This window comes from Emticicia sp. W12TSBA100-4 (genome assembly GCF_040253585.1).
GTDB lineage: Bacteria > Bacteroidota > Bacteroidia > Cytophagales > Spirosomataceae > Emticicia.
On the sequence record NZ_JBELAU010000001.1, the window covers coordinates 176976 to 193932 of the forward strand.

General features: G+C 37.5%; 20 protein-coding genes, 1 pseudogene and 1 riboswitch. Of the genes and pseudogenes, 12 read left to right on the plus strand and 9 right to left on the minus strand.

The window, feature by feature from the left end; translation table 11 throughout:
- The first annotated feature begins 101 nt into the window (after positions 1 to 101).
- Complete coding sequence (aceA, locus tag ABR854_RS00815) at positions 102 to 1385, plus strand: isocitrate lyase (protein ID WP_350263445.1); 1284 nt, start codon at positions 102 to 104, stop codon at positions 1383 to 1385.
- Between the two features lie 65 nt (positions 1386 to 1450).
- Here the strand turns inward: aceA and ABR854_RS00820 are convergent, their stop codons facing one another.
- The 6 genes from ABR854_RS00820 to ABR854_RS00845 form a co-directional block, all read right to left on the minus strand.
- Positions 1451 to 2785 carry a DUF4270 family protein gene (locus ABR854_RS00820; RefSeq protein ID WP_350263446.1) on the minus strand — a complete coding sequence of 445 codons (1335 nt, stop codon included), beginning with the start codon at positions 2783 to 2785 and terminating at the stop codon, positions 1451 to 1453.
- A gap of 37 nt (positions 2786 to 2822) precedes the next feature.
- Complete coding sequence (locus ABR854_RS00825) at positions 2823 to 3635, minus strand: glycogen/starch synthase (RefSeq protein ID WP_350263447.1); 813 nt, start codon at positions 3633 to 3635, stop codon at positions 2823 to 2825.
- 237 nt (positions 3636 to 3872) lie between these two features.
- Entirely contained in the window at positions 3873 to 4424 is a 552-nt protein-coding gene (locus ABR854_RS00830; RefSeq protein ID WP_350263448.1) for a GNAT family N-acetyltransferase, read from the minus strand.
- 77 nt (positions 4425 to 4501) lie between these two features.
- Positions 4502 to 4855 (minus strand): hypothetical protein, encoded by a 354-nt coding sequence (locus ABR854_RS00835; RefSeq protein WP_350263449.1) that lies wholly within the window; start codon positions 4853 to 4855, stop codon positions 4502 to 4504.
- A 116-nt stretch (positions 4856 to 4971) separates the two neighbouring features.
- On the minus strand, positions 4972 to 5256 hold the full coding sequence (locus tag ABR854_RS00840; RefSeq protein WP_350263450.1) for a hypothetical protein: 285 nt from the start codon (positions 5254 to 5256) through the stop codon (positions 4972 to 4974).
- A gap of 29 nt (positions 5257 to 5285) precedes the next feature.
- Positions 5286 to 5840: an RNA polymerase sigma factor gene (locus ABR854_RS00845; RefSeq protein ID WP_350263451.1), complete on the minus strand. Its 555-nt coding sequence runs from the start codon at positions 5838 to 5840 to the stop codon at positions 5286 to 5288.
- A gap of 205 nt (positions 5841 to 6045) precedes the next feature.
- Between ABR854_RS00845 and ABR854_RS00850 the strand changes: the two genes are divergently transcribed.
- Entirely contained in the window at positions 6046 to 6519 is a 474-nt protein-coding gene (locus tag ABR854_RS00850; protein WP_350263452.1) for a hypothetical protein, read from the plus strand.
- Between the two features lie 75 nt (positions 6520 to 6594).
- On the opposite strand, the gene cysM is transcribed toward ABR854_RS00850, so the two are convergent.
- The 3 genes from cysM to ABR854_RS00865 form a co-directional block, all read right to left on the minus strand.
- On the minus strand, positions 6595 to 7467 hold the full coding sequence (gene cysM, locus ABR854_RS00855; RefSeq protein WP_350263453.1) for a cysteine synthase CysM: 873 nt from the start codon (positions 7465 to 7467) through the stop codon (positions 6595 to 6597).
- Positions 7468 to 7559: 92 nt separating this feature from the next.
- Positions 7560 to 8369: a serine O-acetyltransferase EpsC gene (epsC, locus tag ABR854_RS00860; RefSeq protein WP_350263454.1), complete on the minus strand. Its 810-nt coding sequence runs from the start codon at positions 8367 to 8369 to the stop codon at positions 7560 to 7562.
- A 168-nt stretch (positions 8370 to 8537) separates the two neighbouring features.
- Positions 8538 to 8987, minus strand: coding sequence for a hypothetical protein (locus tag ABR854_RS00865; protein ID WP_350263455.1), 450 nt, complete (start codon positions 8985 to 8987; stop codon positions 8538 to 8540).
- A 203-nt stretch (positions 8988 to 9190) separates the two neighbouring features.
- On the opposite strand from ABR854_RS00865, the gene ABR854_RS00870 reads away from it, so the two are divergent.
- From ABR854_RS00870 to ABR854_RS00915, 10 genes and pseudogenes are all read left to right on the plus strand, one after another.
- A complete protein-coding gene (locus tag ABR854_RS00870) occupies positions 9191 to 10087 on the plus strand; it encodes a hydroxypyruvate isomerase family protein (protein ID WP_350263456.1) in 897 nt (298 codons plus the stop codon).
- A gap of 96 nt (positions 10088 to 10183) precedes the next feature.
- Positions 10184 to 11221 (plus strand): SMP-30/gluconolactonase/LRE family protein, encoded by a 1038-nt coding sequence (locus tag ABR854_RS00875; protein WP_350263457.1) that lies wholly within the window; start codon positions 10184 to 10186, stop codon positions 11219 to 11221.
- 44 nt (positions 11222 to 11265) lie between these two features.
- The gene (locus ABR854_RS00880) at positions 11266 to 11673 is read left to right on the plus strand and encodes a hypothetical protein (protein ID WP_350263458.1); all 408 of its coding nucleotides are present in this window, start codon (positions 11266 to 11268) and stop codon (positions 11671 to 11673) included.
- A gap of 225 nt (positions 11674 to 11898) precedes the next feature.
- A complete protein-coding gene (locus ABR854_RS00885) occupies positions 11899 to 12702 on the plus strand; it encodes an MbnP family protein (RefSeq protein ID WP_350263459.1) in 804 nt (267 codons plus the stop codon).
- Positions 12702 to 13745: a cytochrome-c peroxidase gene (locus ABR854_RS00890; RefSeq protein WP_350263460.1), complete on the plus strand. Its 1044-nt coding sequence runs from the start codon at positions 12702 to 12704 to the stop codon at positions 13743 to 13745. Before ABR854_RS00885 ends, ABR854_RS00890 begins: the two co-directional genes overlap by 1 nt.
- Before the next feature lie 100 nt (positions 13746 to 13845).
- A complete protein-coding gene (locus ABR854_RS00895) occupies positions 13846 to 14799 on the plus strand; it encodes a PepSY-associated TM helix domain-containing protein (RefSeq protein ID WP_350263461.1) in 954 nt (317 codons plus the stop codon).
- Between the two features lie 15 nt (positions 14800 to 14814).
- Positions 14815 to 14949: pseudogene (locus ABR854_RS00900) on the plus strand (PepSY domain-containing protein); the annotation flags it as partial.
- A gap of 13 nt (positions 14950 to 14962) precedes the next feature.
- Positions 14963 to 15217 carry a YHS domain-containing protein gene (locus ABR854_RS00905; RefSeq protein ID WP_350263462.1) on the plus strand — a complete coding sequence of 85 codons (255 nt, stop codon included), beginning with the start codon at positions 14963 to 14965 and terminating at the stop codon, positions 15215 to 15217.
- Positions 15218 to 15225: 8 nt separating this feature from the next.
- Positions 15226 to 15573, plus strand: a complete 348-nt coding sequence (locus ABR854_RS00910) for a heavy-metal-associated domain-containing protein (protein ID WP_350263463.1) — start codon at positions 15226 to 15228, stop codon at positions 15571 to 15573.
- A gap of 84 nt (positions 15574 to 15657) precedes the next feature.
- Positions 15658 to 16560 (plus strand): hypothetical protein, encoded by a 903-nt coding sequence (locus ABR854_RS00915; protein ID WP_350263464.1) that lies wholly within the window; start codon positions 15658 to 15660, stop codon positions 16558 to 16560.
- 122 nt (positions 16561 to 16682) lie between these two features.
- Positions 16683 to 16818: riboswitch (cobalamin riboswitch) on the plus strand.
- The last annotated feature ends 139 nt before the right edge of the window (positions 16819 to 16957 follow it).

Genomic DNA, 16957 nt, shown 5'->3' on the forward strand with positions numbered 1-16957 from the left:
ACTCGAAGCTATGCGAAGGTCTCCTTTTAATCTCTGTGCCTTTGTCTCTCTGTGCCTTAGTGCCTATGAAACATTTTCATCAACAAATAAACATTAAAAAAATGACTACGAAACAACAAAGAATCAATGCTTTAGTAGCTGATTGGGCTACAAATCCTCGCTGGAATGGAATCGAACGCCCATACACTGCCGAAGAGGTTGTAAAATTATCAGGTTCGTTTCCGATTGAGCATACTATTGCGAAATTGGGTGCAGAACGTTTATGGAATTTATTGCACCAAGACGAATGGGTGGCTGGTTTAGGTGCATTGACAGGAAATCAAGCGATTCAAGAGGTACAAGCAGGAATGAAAGCCATTTATTTATCGGGCTGGCAAGTGGCGGCGGATGCCAATTTATCAGGACAAATGTATCCAGATCAAAGTCTCTATCCTGCCGATTCTGTGCCGAATGTGGTGCGTAGAATAAACAATTCATTGCTCCGTGCTGACCAAATTCAGTCAGTTAGTGGCGAAGGAGATACACATTGGTTAGTGCCAATCGTTGCTGATGCCGAAGCTGGTTTTGGTGGAAACTTAAATGCGTTTGAATTAATGAAAATGATGATTGAAGCGGGTGCATCGGGTGTGCATTTTGAAGACCAACTTTCATCAGCAAAAAAATGTGGTCACTTAGGAGGAAAGGTTTTAGTGCCAACTCAAGAAGCCATCAATAAATTAATTGCTGCTCGTTTGGCTGCCGACGTGATGGGTACTTCAACACTCGTTATTGCTCGAACTGATGCTGAAGCAGCTAATTTGATCACTTCAGACATTGATGAGCGTGATCGAAGATTCATAAAATCAGCCGAACGCACAGCTGAAGGATTTTTCTATGTAAAGAATGGCTTAGAGCAGGGCATTGACCGAGGTTTAAGTTATGCTCCTTATGCCGATTTGATTTGGATGGAAACAGGAAATCCAGACTTAGGGATGGCTCGTGAGTTTGCTCAAGGTATTCATCAAAAATATCCTGAGCAAATGTTGGCATATAATTGTTCGCCATCGTTTAATTGGGCCAAGTATATGGATGAAAAACAAATGCTTACTTTCCGTGAGCAATTAGCCGAAATGGGATATAAATTCCAGTTTATTACTTTAGCTGGTTTTCATGCACTCAATACAGCTATGTTTGAACTTTCAAGTGCTTACGTTGAGCGTGGAATGGCAGGTTTTTCGGAGCTACAACAACGTGAATTTGCTTTGCAGAATAAAGGTTTTAAGGCAATTAAGCACCAAAGTTTTGTTGGAACTGGCTATTTTGATGCAGTGCAGAATACGGTTATGGCAGGAGTTTCTTCAACAACAGCAATGGCAAATTCGACCGAAACAGAGCAATTCCATTGAGATAGTTTAAAAACAAAAGCCCCAGTTTGAGGCTTTCAAACTGGGGCTTTTTTATAGTTTGATACTTATTTCTTCGTAGAATAATAAATATTAAGTTTTACATTTTTGATTACCATCCTTGATACATTACTATTATAAACCGAAATGGTAGAAGTGGTTGTATTTAATAAACTTGGTACTAAGGCAATGCCTTCTGTTGTCTTCTTTTTGGCGACTAAATCTTGCAGGAATGAAGTAAAATTGAAACTATAATTATTTGTCGATGTATTATAAGTTGCCACATATTGGGTTCCTGAAAGTCCATCAAATCCAATAAAGTCGATTAAATTACCAGTAGTCTTTTTAATGCGATTCGTAGCATCGAGCTGAACCAAAGCTACTTGAGACGGTACTTTATAATTACCCGAAATTTGATCTAAATCTGGCTCGAAAACTAACTCTGCTTTATTGATTGTAATATTTGTGTTTTTCTGTAGTGTCTCCAGCGTTGGAAACGTTAATTTCGGCGAAATACCAATACCTGTCTGCAAATAAGTACGATTATTAGTGGCACTTGAGGCAATTGGTTGTAAAGTTTTCAAATTTTGTAAAACAGTACCATTTCTATTACCCGTAATTTGACTAAAACGTTGAGAATAAAACGTTAAAGGAATACTTTTTCTATCAGTAGAGTTGGTTGTGTGATAATATAATTGAATGTAACTTCCAGAAATGGCCAATCCATAAGCATTCTCAGCATTGTTATCTGCTAAAAATGCTATTCCTTTTACGGCTGCCGTAAATTTATCAATTGTAGAACCTGTATCAGTATTTACCAAATCATACAATTCTTTACCCAAAGTATTCGGTAATTTGAATTTCAAAAGACTATCTTGTACCGTCGAATTAGCACGCTTCATTTGAGCATGAGTAAACGTTCCACTCGCCATAGGCGTAGGATTATACCCCAAAACATCATCTTTTGTATATCTTTTAGAACTAACAAAATTTTCAGTTAGACGGTGTAATGCCAGACTATATGTTTTCGTTGAGTCACCGTAAGAGAAACCATTATAGGCCACATATACATAAATTGAATCATAAACAGTCAGTCCAGAGTCGGCAGTTGGAAACTTCAATGCAGTAAAAGCATCCGTGCTAAGGAGTGGTAGTGTAATCTGTGCAAATGTTTTGGCTGAAACTTCTCCAAAAACAGGATCTTTGTATCGTCCAACAACGGCATTAGCTTGGCCAGAAGTAAAAGTAGAGTCAAACAGAACCGTCGAGGTTGAAACTTTTACCGTATCAGTAAAGATAGTAGTTATTTGGCCGCCAGTGCTTGGCGTATCAATAACGATACCGATGGGGTCTTCACATGAGAAAAATAATGCGGAAAGTAGCATTACCGCTAAATTCCGCATAGAAGTAGGATGTAAAGTCTTTACATCTTTCCAAATATTATTCAGGAACAAGTTCTGTGTAAAGGTTAAAATACGTTTCCGTAACATTGTCATCTTCGATGCTTGCTTCGATTGTGTTTGCTGCAATTTCATTCAAAAGTTTACTTAATTTTTCATTCGATTCCTCGTTGGCTCTCACAATTGCATCTGCATATTGGCAACCTATTTTTATAAATCCTTCAAAATCGGCCGAACGTAAGTTGGATAAATTTTCATCTGAAACATCCATTGACTTGGCTTTTTCGATAATGTCTTCATCAAATTTATGCTCAAATGTGTTGTTATAGACAGTGAAAACCGATTTTGTGTCTTTGAAAACAGGGTCGTTTTTATAAGTTGTTTTTAAATACAACGGAATCAACGATGTCATCCAATCAGTGCAGTGTACAATATCAGGTGCCCAACCGAGTTTTTTTACTGTTTCGAGTACTCCTTTGCAAAAGAAAATGGTTCTTTCATCATTGTCGTCATAGAAACTTCCTTCTTTATCTAAGAAAACGTATTTTCTATTGAAATAGTCTTCATTGTCTAAAAAATAAACTTGCAATTTTGCAGTTGGAATAGAAGCGACCTTGATAATCAGAGGTTTTTCATCGTCTCCCACGGTAATATTAATACCCGATAGACGTACAACTTCATGAAGGCGGTTTTTACGCTCATTGATAGACCCAAAGCGTGGAATTAAAATTCTGATTTCCATGCCTTTTTCTTGCATGGCTTGCGGCAGTTTACGAAGAAATTCAGCTACTTCTGAAACTTGCAGGAAGGGATTTATCTCACTTGCTACGTACAGAATACGAAGTTTACGCATATCTTAAATATATTGATTAGTGGGAGGTGTCTTCCAAAAAAGTATGCAAAGATACGAAAAAAACTGACAATTTGTACAATAATCTTTGAAAAACAATAGTTAGGGGCTAAAAAATTGCAGTTATTCGGAAAAAAAGCATAGATTTTTTTGGAAGTCGATGAATTTGAGGTAGTTTTTGAATGGGTTTTCACGAGAAAAAAAACAGTAATTGGCTCGTAAAACTAACAATTACACCGATTATTCAGATATTACTTTTTCCATGATAATAAATTCTAAAAACTGTTTAGGTAACCCAAATTTGGGGTCTGTCATCGGGAAAGGCTTTGTTTCACCAGTACTTTTATAACCTCTTCTTTCGTAATAGGCTATTAATTCACTACGTACAGAAATGACAGTCATAGAGATTTTGCTGAGACGAGCTTTTCGGGCATAATCTTCGGCTGCTTGCATGAGTTTCTTGCCTACGCCTCCACCTTGCAATTCGGGAGAAACAGTGAGCATGCCAAGGTATAATTTATCAACTTGCTTTTCGAGATATACCGAACCAATAAGTTGATTATTTTCGGTGTATTTTAAAATGGTTACATCTTCTTTCTGAAGTAGTTCGCTAAGATTCGCTTCGTCAGTTCTGATTCCACCAAGCAAGTGTTCCTCGGTTGTCCAACCTTTTTTAGATGATTCACCTCTGTAAGCAGAGTTTATCAATATATTTAATTCGGGAACGTCTTGTATTGTAGCTTTACTAATCATTTTAATCGGAAATGTCTTGTTAAAAACAAATTGCATCATTATTAAAGATTTTGTTTACAAAATCTTTAATAATGATGCAAAATTACAAAACATTTAGAACCTTATTTTCTGAAAAATCAATCTTTATTCTCTTCACTTTTCTCTGCCCATTTACCCCAACGATTTTTCATTTTTGCTCTGAAATGTTCTTTTTCTTCGGGAGTCATGTTGGCCATACGTTCAGCCATTTTTTGTTTCCAAAAGTGGTGACGATTTCCACCACAGCCACCTCCCCAGCCACCACCACCACGGAAACCACCAAATAGGATTTTAGACAAAACCAATAATCCCAAAGCTTGTACCCAAGTGATTGTGACCAGTCCGAAAATACTCGGAATCAGCCAATTCCATAAACTCATGACCGCAAATCCACCTATAAAAATAAATGCTGCCACTATGGCAAAACCTTTCAAAAACCAAAACTTTCTCATTTTCTTTAATGTTTTTTAATTAATAATTAGTCAAGTCCAGCAGTTGTTTTTTTGATAAAATATTGATAGCTAAATGCTTATTTTATTGTCGGCTGTGGACTATTGCATGTTGCCATTTACTTAATAATTGACTCTTTTTTGTCGGAATTCATTTTCCATTCTTTGCATTGTTCATGCTTCATTCCTTGATGAAAACCACGATGTCCACCGTGCCAACCTCCAAAACCTCCGAAGAGTAGTTTACTCAAAACCAGTAAACCCAGAGCGTGCTTAAACTTAATCGTTGGCAATTTGAAAACGCTTGGTGCTAACCAATTCCACAAATACATAACTACCAAACTCATTGTGGAAATGGCTATCACTCCGATAGCGATTCCACCTAAAATCCATAATGCTGTCATTTTCTTTTATCTTAATTTTGTGTTAAATTTTACTCAAATAAATCTTCGTACAGATACCGTAATTTATCTCTTAAAAACAAAATCGCTTGACGTTTTTCCGAAACCAAAACACTTACTTTTACGCCCGTTATTTCTGAAATTTCTTTGAATGATTTATCCTCCAATTCGTGCAATTCAAAGACTAATCTTTGGTGAGCAGGTAGCTCTTCGAGTGCTTCAGAAAGTGCCTCTAAGATAGTTTCCTGCATCATTGGGTCTTGATTTGAGCCATCTGGAAGCATATCAAATAAAGATAGTTTTTCATCTTCATCGTTGGGGCTACTCGTCAACTCTTCGAGTGCATCTACTTTTTTTCTGCGATAAAAATCATTAATTTTATTGCGAGCCACCGTAAACATCCAAGCCACCGTTTGGTCGATAGGTTTGGTTAATCTGTACATTTCTACCAACTCATAAAAAACTTCCTGCAACACATCTTCGGCATCGTGTAGCGAGGGTACCCGCTGTCGGATGAAGCCCAACAGTCGCTGACGTTCGCCGCTGACGGTTTTCTGAATTTGTTTATTTTGTTCGGTAGTGTTCATTAAGTATCAAACATTCGCTGTTTGATTTGAAGACGCTTGAAGATACATTTAATTAAAATTTAGTGAAGATTGGTGAATTAAGCTGATAAAAGGTAAAAAAAACACTTAAAACCATTCCATAAAAAAACTTATTGAACTCTTTTTCAATTAATAAAAACTTTATTTTTGTAGAAATATAGTATCAACCCTTCAATAAAGACAAATCATGAAAAAAGTTTACTTTCTATTATTTATGGCGTTGGCTGCTTGCCAATCGAAGAAAACAGAAACTGCCAGTACGGACTCAACTACTGTCAGTGCCGATACCGTTGCCACCGCAACAGCTACTGTTGCAGAAGAAACTGTTTGCTACGAATTTAGATTTAAGAAAGACCTAACATCAGTAAAATTAGTAATGAAAGGCGACTCGGTAACGGGAGAAATGAGTGAGCTTTTGTGGGAAAAAGATAGTGCAACAGGCACCCTAAAAGGTAAAAAAGTAGGTAATGACTTAATTGTTGATTATGATTATGTGATAGAAGGCAGTAACCAAGTAGAGGAGAGAATTTTGAGAATGGAAGGCGATAAGCTACTCGTAATGAGCGGTGAATTGAAGGAAGACAAAAGCGGTAAACTGAAAATGAAAGACCCAGCAAAAGCTACGGTTTCGGAGACTTTGGTGAAAGTAAAATGTCAGTAAATAGATATGATTGATGAATTATGAGATATGAAGTTTTTTATAACTCATATCTCATAATTCATATCTAACAAAAAATCATCCAAACAAATTACTCGATAAATATCTATCGCCTCGGTCGCAGCAGATGAATACAATTACGCCTGATTCTAATTCTTGGGCTAATCTGATGGCTGCTGAGGCTGCACCGCCCGAACTCATTCCTGAAAAAATCCCTTCGGTTTTGGCCAATTTTTGTGCCATCTCAGTTGCTTCGGCTTCTGCTATATCCATTACTCTATCAACTCGGCTTGCATCAAATATTTTGGGGAGATATGCCGCAGGCCAGCGTCTAATGCCTGGAATCGACGAACCTTCAGTTGGCTGACAGCCCACAATTTGAATGGCTGGATTTACTTCTTTCAAAAACATCGAAGTTCCCATAATTGTACCAGTTGTTCCCATCGAACTCACAAAATGCGTTACTTTTTGGTCGGTATCTCGCCAAATTTCGGGGCCAGTGGTTTTATAATGAGCTAAGTAATTGTCAGGATTAGCAAATTGGTCGAGCATGAAATAGTTGCCAGTTGCCGCTTGTTCTTCGGCATAATCTCGGCATTTTTCTATGTTTTCGAGCAAAATAACCTTTGCCCCGAAGGCTTCCATCGTAAGCGTTCGCTCACGAGTAGAGTTTGCGGGCATTACGAGTTCAATTTCTAAATCAAACAGTCGAGCAATCATTGCCAAGGCAATTCCTGTATTTCCGCTCGTGGCTTCGATGAGTTTCATACCGTGTTTAATATCGCCACGCTCAACCGCACTCCGAATCATATTTAAAGCAGGGCGGTCTTTTACACTTCCCGCAGGATTATTGCCTTCGAGTTTGCCGTAAATCTTTACGTTGGGATTCGGATTGAGTTTAGTTAATTCAACAAGAGGAGTATTTCCTACAAGGTCGATTATTGTTGCCATTTTTTAATGGAGAATGTAAAATGAATAATTAGTAATGTGAAACCTCAGTCTCAATAACAGTGGAGTGTTGACTGAAAACTGTTGACTGAAATTTATTCCATTACTCTTTCAACAACTTTTATTTCGGGTTTGTGATAAACTGTTGAGTACGAAGGTACAGACTTAGTGAGCCAAACGTTTCCACCGATGATTGAATGTTCGCCAATGATGGTGTTTCCGCCTAAAATTGTTGCTCCCGAATAAATTACTACGTTGTTTTCTACTGTTGGGTGGCGTTTGGTATTGGCCAAAGTTTTTTCAACGCTCAACGCTCCAAGCGTAACACCTTGATAAAGCTTTACGTGTTTACCGATAACGCAACTTTCACCAATAACAATGCCTGTGCCGTGGTCGATGAAAAAATATTCGTCGATTTGAGCGGCAGGGTGAATGTCAATTCCTGTTTTCGAGTGAGCATATTCCGTCAAGATTCTGGGTAGGAGCGGAATCTCTAATTTGTGTAATTCGTGGGCGATTCTATAAAATGTAATAGCATAAAAACCTGGGTATGCTCTTACGACTTCAAATTCGCTTTTTGCTGCTGGGTCACCTTCGATAATTGCTTTAATATCAGTTTTTAAGAGTCGATAAACTTCGGGAATACGCTCAAAAAATGTGTTCGCTTCGTTTTCTGGATTACAACTTTTACATTGATAAGTCGAAATCAGAATATTTCTTAATTCCAATTCGAGGTTTTTAAATTGAATCTCAATTTCTTCTTCTGAGCGGAAATACTCTTTTGTTTGCTCAGGAAACAACAACCGAATAATGCGTAATGCCCATGCGGCAATCTCTTTGGTAGGAGGTACGGGTTCGGCTTGCTGATGTTTGTCGAAGATATGTTGGAAAAACTCTTTGTTCATGAGACTCGTCTTTAAAAATTGTCAGAAAGATAACACCTAAAATTATACCACCGTTCAACACCCCAACAAATTTATTTGACGAAAGTTGCTTTTTGATATATAAATTTGCGAAAAACAAAAGACACTGCAACGGCTGGGCAGTGTCTTTCACGAATCAAAAATGCTATTTTACAAAATTATATTGACACTAAAGGTGCCATTGGCGGTCATTTTTTTGCTGGTACTTCCTACGGCGTTTCCTTCAAAACTAAATTTTCCTTCCACAATTTTATTATCTGTAAACTTTGTTATTTCCAACGTTCCAGTACTTGGCGAATAAAAAGTGCCGTCATGTTGAAATGTAAATACACCTGTCGAACTTTTCAAATCATAGGTTTTTCCTTCTTTAATATCTGACTTATTTAGTAAAATTGTATAGCCACTTTTATCTTTATTGGCTTCAATCGTCACGACTCCGAGTAGCGTTACGGCAGTTGGTGTGCCTAAACTGACATTTGTACCATTAGCAATTAAAGTGGCCGAACCCGATGGCGTTAAGTCGTCTTTCAGTTTTTTGAAACATGAACTCATAACGAGGGCAACCAAAAATAAAACCAAAATTTTTGCGGTGTTTTTCATTCTTTTTTGTGCTAAATTGTTTTGGGTGATGTGTCCGAAATTTACGCTTTATAAACATTCATATCCAAATACGCCAAACTATGATTTTTATTATATTTTGGTGTTAATTTGATTGTAAATTGTTCATAATCAATTTTTTTACTTTAAATTGCCCTTCTATTAAACTTCACAAAAAGACCCACACGGGAAGAATAATTATTTTGATGGAAAACAACAATTCTCGCCGAAAAGCTATGAAAAAAATTGTAGAAGGAGCTGCCGCCGTAGCCCTCACTGGAGCAGTTGCTTCTCGCCTCGAAGCTGCCGATACTATCATGGGAGCTGCACTCAAAGGCCGCATTAATCACTCTGTTTGCCGTTGGTGCTATGACTCAATCGACCTTGATTCACTTTGTCGAGCCGCTAAAACGATAGGTTTGCAATCAATCGAATTATTGAATGTTGATGAGTTTCAAACCGTCAAGAAACATGACCTTACTTGTGCGATGGTGTCGGGAATCGGTAAGGATTATGGGATAACAAAAGGCTGGAACAAAAAAGAAAACCACGATGGACTCGAAGAATGGTATAAATATTTGATTGATGAAACATCGAAAGCAGGATTCACGAATTTGATATGTTTTTCGGGAAATCGTGAACGAAAACTCGACGATGAAGATGGCTTAAAAAACTGTGCGAAAGGACTGAAAAAAATCATGCGATATGCCGAAAAGAAAAAGGTGACAATCGTAATGGAACTGCTCAATAGCCGAGTTGACCATGCCGATTATATGTGCGACCACACTGATTGGGGCGTTGAACTTTGCAAAAGTATAGATTCAGATAATTTTAAATTGCTCTACGATATTTATCACATGCAAATCATGGAGGGTGACATCATTCGCCGCATTCGTGAAAACCATAAATATATCGCACATTATCATACAGGTGGAGTGCCAGGCCGCCACGAGATTGACGAAACCCAAGAAATTTATTATCCTGCCATTATGAGTGCCATTGCCCAAACGGGCTTCAAGGGCTTTGTGGCACAAGAATTTATTCCTGCTCGTGCCGATAAATTGGCTTCTTTGAAACAAGGCGTAAATATTTGTGATATTTAGGCTAAACCTACTTTAGAAAAAGCAACATTATGAAAAATGTGGTGTCTTGTATCTTCAAATATTAAGATACCACAAGATTGTTAAAAACACTTAATTATGAAACTTTGGCTTAAAATATCTCTCGGAATTGTTGCAATTATCATTGTTTTTATAGGAAAAACGCTCTACAATGCTGGCGTTTTTACCGCCATTAATCCTCATTTCAATGGTTCTGTAACCGAGATTGATGGTTTTGGCGGAGCAGAAGACATCACATTCGATAAAGCTACTGGACTTGCTCTTATTTCATCGAATAATTTTAGTGATAACTCAAAAAATGGGGCAATTTTCTTGTTAAACACCAAAGAAAATTCACCTAAACCAATCAAACTGACCGAAAACATTACGTTTGATTTTCATCCGCACGGCATTAGTTTGTATCGCACACTTGATGGTGCAAAAAGACTTTTTGTAATCAATCACCGAAAAACAAAAGATTATGTCGAAGTTTTTGATTTTACAGATTCCACGCTTGTGCATCTCGAAAGCATTACGAGTTCGTTGTTTGTGAGTCCGAATGATATTGTGGCGGTGGGTGAACATACGTTTTACTTGACTAACGACCACGACGAAGAGCCATCGGATTGGCGAAGCAAAAAAGATTTATTACAAATTCCGATGGGAAATATTTGCTATTACGATGGTCAAAAAGCGACTTTAGTGGCCGATGGATTTTTATATGCCAACGGTATCAACGTAAGCCTTGATGGGAAATTGCTTTTTGCATCGGCTACTACTGGCCATAAGATAAAAGTTTTTAATCGAGATACCAACACAGGAAAACTCACAGAATTTGATTCAATTACCATCAACGGTGCCGATAATATTGAGGTTGATGAATACGGAAATCTTTGGGTAGGCTGTCATCCAAAATTGCTTTCTTACTTGGCTCATTCAAAAGACCGAAGCAAGCCTTCACCGTCTGAAATCATTAAAATTATCTACCAATCCAAAGAATATTATACGCTCGACAGCATTTATCTCAACGATGGAACACCTGTTTCGGGGTCGAGTGTGGGGGCTGTTCTTGGCGATAAACTACTGATAGGCACAGTGTTTGGAAATAAAGTGCTGCTTTGTACGTTAAAAAAATGATGATAATCATTGGTTTCGCAAAAATCGTACTTTAGCTTTGCAGCATGAATTTAATCTCAAACAGTAAACGAGGCTTAGCAGTTTTTCTGCTTCTGCTTACCAGTGTTCGCATACTGGTAGTGCCTGTGGTTTATCTTGATTTTGAATTGAATAAAGATTACATCATCAAAAATCTCTGCGAAAATCGCTTTAAGCCAGAGCTACAATGTAATGGTAAATGTTATTTGGCCAAACAACTCCATAAAGTAGCCGAAGACAAAGCCAGCAAAGAAGCCGACCGCCAAGAGCAAAGTTTCAAGAAGCTACTCGAAGAAACTTTTCACCACGAAAACTTCGTGTTTTCGCAGAATTTTGAAAGTGTAACTTTCACTGTTCAAAACAATTTTTCTTACAAGACGAGCCACTATTCTACGCTCACTACTTCTCTTTTTCGTCCACCCTGTTTGGGCTGATTTTTCTTTCTTTGTTTTGCATCCAACTACCAAAGTTATTAGCTGACTTTGCGTGCTTGTGTATGCGTTTTCTTATGTTTAATTAATTTTTTAATACTTTTTTACGGAATTCTGGCGAGTTCCTTCTTCTCGGTGTTTGCCTGTAAGTTTCTTATAGTCAATCGCTCAAACTTCTGTGGACAAACCGCAGATGCTTATCATTTTATGTTTAATTATATCTAAAAAATGAAAAATATATCTAAATTATTCTTAGCAATCTTCGCAACTGTAGCCATTATTTCTTGCCAAAAAGAAGAAGAAATCGGGCCAAATGATAAAAATTCGGTGACTTTAGAGTTTGATAATCGCATTGGCGACCAAAAGCTTGTTTTGGGTGCAACCAAAGCTAAAAACGCTGCTGGTGAAGAATTTACAGTTACAAAACTCAACTATTTTGTATCGAATATTGCTCTGAAAAAAGAAAATGGTGAAGTTGTAAAATTCCCTGACCAATATTTCTTGGTACGTCAATCAGAAGCCAGTTCTTTGAACATCACTTTGAAAGATGTGCCTGCTGCAAACTATACGGGTCTCACTTACACAATCGGTGTTGATAGCTTGAAATCTATCTCTGATGTAGCCCAACGCACGGGTGTACTCGACCCTGCCTCTTATGGTTCAGATAATATGTATTGGTCGTGGAACTCAGGCTATATTTTCTTCAAAATGGAAGGTACTTCGCCTGCAATTCCTGCAAACATGATGGGAATGACTGAATACCAATTCCATATTGGAGGATTTGGTGGTCGCACAGCCAAAACTCCAAATAACCTTAAAACGCTCAATTTTACATTCGGAGAAGCTGCTACGGTAAGAAAAGATATTGCTCCTGCTATTCATATCATCAATGATGTAACTAAGGTATTTAGTGCAAAAAATAAAATTAGCATAGCTACTTCGTATATGATTCATGCTCCTGCGGCGGGTGGTGTTATTGCCGAAAACTATGCTCAAAGTTTCATCGTTGACCACGTTCATAACGACCATTAATGAAATTAAAAATCCTAACTATGGTAGTTAGTAGTGTTGTTTATCTGGGAGTTGCGTGTAACAGCGACAACTCCCAAGATATTACACCTGACCAACCATTTGCTGTTCCTGCCAATTTCCCAAAGCCTGTCTATGATTTTGCAAAAAATCCAATTACTCAGAGTGGTTTTGAATTAGGGAGAGAATTATTTTACGAGGGTGATTTATCGAGAGATGGAACAATTTCTTGTGCCGAATGCCATAGTCAAGCATCGGGCTTTACGCATCATGGACATGATGTGAGTCACGGAATTGATAATTTGAGAGGTATACGAAATGCACCACCGATTCAGAACATGGCTTTTCAGAAAGAATTTTTCTGGGATGGAGGCGTGTTTGATTTAGACCTATTTTCGATTGCACCGATAGGAAATCCAGTAGAAATGGATGAAAAATTGGGAAATGTACTCGAAAAATTACGTAAAAAAGAGAAATACGCTACTCTTTTTCAGAAAGCCTACGGAAGTAAAGAAATTACAACTGAACGTTTTTTGAAAGCACTTTCGCAGTTTATGAATTCATTGGTTTCGGCTAATTCTCGCTATGATAAATATATCAGAAAAGAAGTAGGAGGAACTTTGACCGAAGAAGAATTAGCGGGAATGGAGATTTTCAAACAAAAGTGTGCTTCGTGCCATTCGGGTGAACTTTTTACCGACCAAAGTTATCGAAATAATGGTTTGGCAGTTTATAATATCGAAGATACGGGACGTGCGAGAATCACCCAAAACGAAAAAGATAATTATAAGTTTAAAGTTCCGAGCCTCAGAAATGTAGCTATTACGGGGCCTTACATGCACGATGGGCGTTTTTATACGCTCGAAGCAGTACTGAGGCACTACAACGAATCGGTTTTGGATGTGCCAACGCTCGACCCATCGCTCAAAAATGGACAGAAATTGGGTATTCAAATCACTGCTGATGAACAGAAAAAGCTGATAGCTTTCTTGAAAACTTTGACCGATAATGAGTTTTTGACAAACAAAAGATTTGCAGCACCCTAAAGTTTAGTAGCACAAGTTTCTAACTTGTGGTGTTATCGAATAAATTAGAAATGGATTTACTTTGCTACTAATCAAGTTAATATTGTTTTGACCTAAAAATATGAATCATAAATTTAAACGCCTACTTTTTAGTATCCACAGTTGGTTTGGACTCATCACAGGAGTATTTCTGATCCTGTTGGGTCTGAGTGGTTCGGTATTGGTTTTTCAAGATGAATTGGATGAATTAATTTATCGTAAATCATTGACAGTCAAGCCCGAAGCAAATGTTTTGCCGCTTGATAGTTTATATAAAATCATTACGAATAAATACCCAAACTTAGACGGAATTGCGTGGATAAACCCAATGGCCGAAAAAGACCAATCGTATCATTTGCGATTGTATTTGAATGATGCTCGTTTAGAATCTTATGATTTAGGAGCGATAAACATCAACCAATACACGGGCGAAATTTTGCGTTCGGGCCGAAGCGATGATTTGGAAGTAGGCTGGATTGAATGGATTTTTCAGTTTCATTTTTCTTTTCACCTCGGAATGCCAGGGGCAGCACTTACCGCCATTTTTGGACTAACGATGCTCATTTCAATTATTACTGGTTTTATAGTTTACCGAAAATTTATTTGGAAAGTGCTGACTTTCAAAGTAAAAATAAAAACCAAGAACTGGCGAATGTTAAGCTCAGATTTGCACCGAGTAGTGGGCGTGTGGTCGCTTTTGCTTAATGTGATTGTGTTTTTTACAGGTTTTTGGATGAATTTATTTGCTTTTGAGTCAGAAACTTGGAAAAAAGAAACAATTCCGACACCGAATAATATTTTGGTGAAGGCATCGCTTGATAAAATGTATGCCGAAAGCCTACAAAAAATGCCTGATTTAGTGCCGTCTTATGTCTATTTACCAACTCAACCCGATAAAAAGTTCAGCGTTCGGGGGAATCTGAAAGACCAAAATCCGATGTTTGCGGGTGGAAATGTAGTAAGATTTGATGCCAACACTGGCGAGTTTTTAAGTACAAGTCGCTTCGGTGATTTAGCTTTTTGGGATAAAGTATAAGCACTATTTTTTCCGCTTCACGTAGGCAATTATGGTGGTATTCCAGTGAAGATTCTCTATGTAATTCTCGGTCTAACACCTGGCTTATTGGCTATCACTGGCTTTATGCTTTGGTGGCGGCGTAAGTTCGTAAAATCTAAAACAATCTAAACAAATAAGATTTATGAAAAATATAGTAATAATGTCTGTTTTCATGCTTTTTGTCTCTTCAAATCTTATGGCTCAAGAAGCAAATCCAAAGCAAAAGGATAAAAAAGTTGCTGAAAAAGAAACCAAACTCGAAGATCCAGTTTGCCATATGAAAGTAAAAAAAGGCGGCAAAATAACGGTCAAGCATAAAGAGGTAGAATACGGTTTTTGTAGCGAATCTTGTAAAGAGAGTTTTGTGAAAAATCCCGATAAGTATATCAAAAAATAGGAGGTTCTATGAATCGCAAAGACTTTATTTCTACGCTAACATTTTCATTATCAGGTATTTGTGCAAATGTTTTTGATAAGCCTGTATCTGCTGTTGTGAATACCAACCGAGTATGCGAAAAATGCAAATACAATTTAGGTAGAAATATTGTCTTTGAAAAAGGAGTGAAAGACGTAATAGTTGATGTTGAGAAAAAGCAAATTATTATCAAATTTGATTCGAGCAAAACAAACCTTGCCAATTTGAAAAAATACATCGCCTCAATCGGCTTTGACGCTGACGAGTTGAAAGCCGATATTTATAAACGAGAACGTCTGCGAGATTGCTGCCTAATGGACACAACTATTTGTAAATAAAAGTAGCACAAGTTTCTAACTTGTGATTGAGTAATAAAATTTTCTAAACACAGAAGTTGAAAACTTGTGCCGCAACGAAACATAATGAAGAAATTACTATATATAACGCTACTAATCAGTAGTTTATCAGCGTCGGCCTGCGATTTGTGTGGTTGTGCAAACGGAAGTTCATTTGTTGGACTTTTGCCTCGCTCGGGCAGCCAATTTGTAGGTCTGCGTTATCGTTTACGGAGCTTCGATTCGCACCTCAATAGCCAATTATTAAAAACTAAAGAAGATTACCAAACACTCGAAGTTTGGGGACGTTTTTATCCCGTCAAAAATTTGCAAGTAATGGCATTTTTGCCTTACAACGATAACCAACAAACCTTGCTTTATTCGGGTACTGAAGAGCGAAAAAACGGCGTGGGTGATGCAACAATTTTGGCTCATTATAATGTGTTAAACACTTTTCTGGATTCGACTAATACCAGTGGAATCTACCATAATTTAATGATTGGTGGAGGAGTAAAACTCCCAACTGGCAAGTTTGAATATGGTTATGGTGGCGAAGCCGTAAACCCCAATTTTCAGTTGGGTACGGGTAGTACTGATTTTTTGTTGAGTGCCATTCACACTGTTCGTTATAAAAAATTGGGTTTAAACACCGAAGTAGGAGGGAGGATTTCGACCAAGAGCAATGAGTATTATAAATTCGGCAATCGACTAAGTGCTTCCATCACAGCTTTTTATACAAAAAACTTCGGGCATCTTTCTATTATGCCAAATATCGGCTCTACGATTGATTATGGTTTTAAGGACCGCAAAGATGGCGTACTAAATTCTCAAACAGGAGGCTATACTTTGCTCGGTAGCCTTGGAGTTCAAGCCTATTACAAAGCGTTTACGGCTGGATTTACTTTTCAAGAACCTCTCGTTCAAAACTTAGGTGGTGGAGAACTCAAAACTCGACCGCAATCTTCGGTTTTTCTGACAGTAGGCTTTTAAATATCCTTATGTAGATAAAAATTGCTTTATTTGTAAATATTTTAGATAAATATTCTAATTTATTTAAAAATTATAGATTATATATCTGAATAATAAAATTCGTTATTATCTTTGGGCGTTCTTTCAATAAAAGCGTTTTTGGTTACTACTGATGAGGTAGTATTAAAAAGGAATCGTGTGAGAATCACGAGCTGACGTGCAACCGTATTGAGGGTTTTACCTCTAAGTCGGGATACTTGCCAACTACGTATCGACAAAATGCTTTCACGAATAAGGCATTGGTCAGGCATATTTCGCTTGTACGCTCATGAGCTACGAGTGCTATTCCTTGCTATCTTAGTGTGAAAGCATACCGTTAGGAAATGAACAAATGGTTTTCTAAAAACTCTTTTGTTTC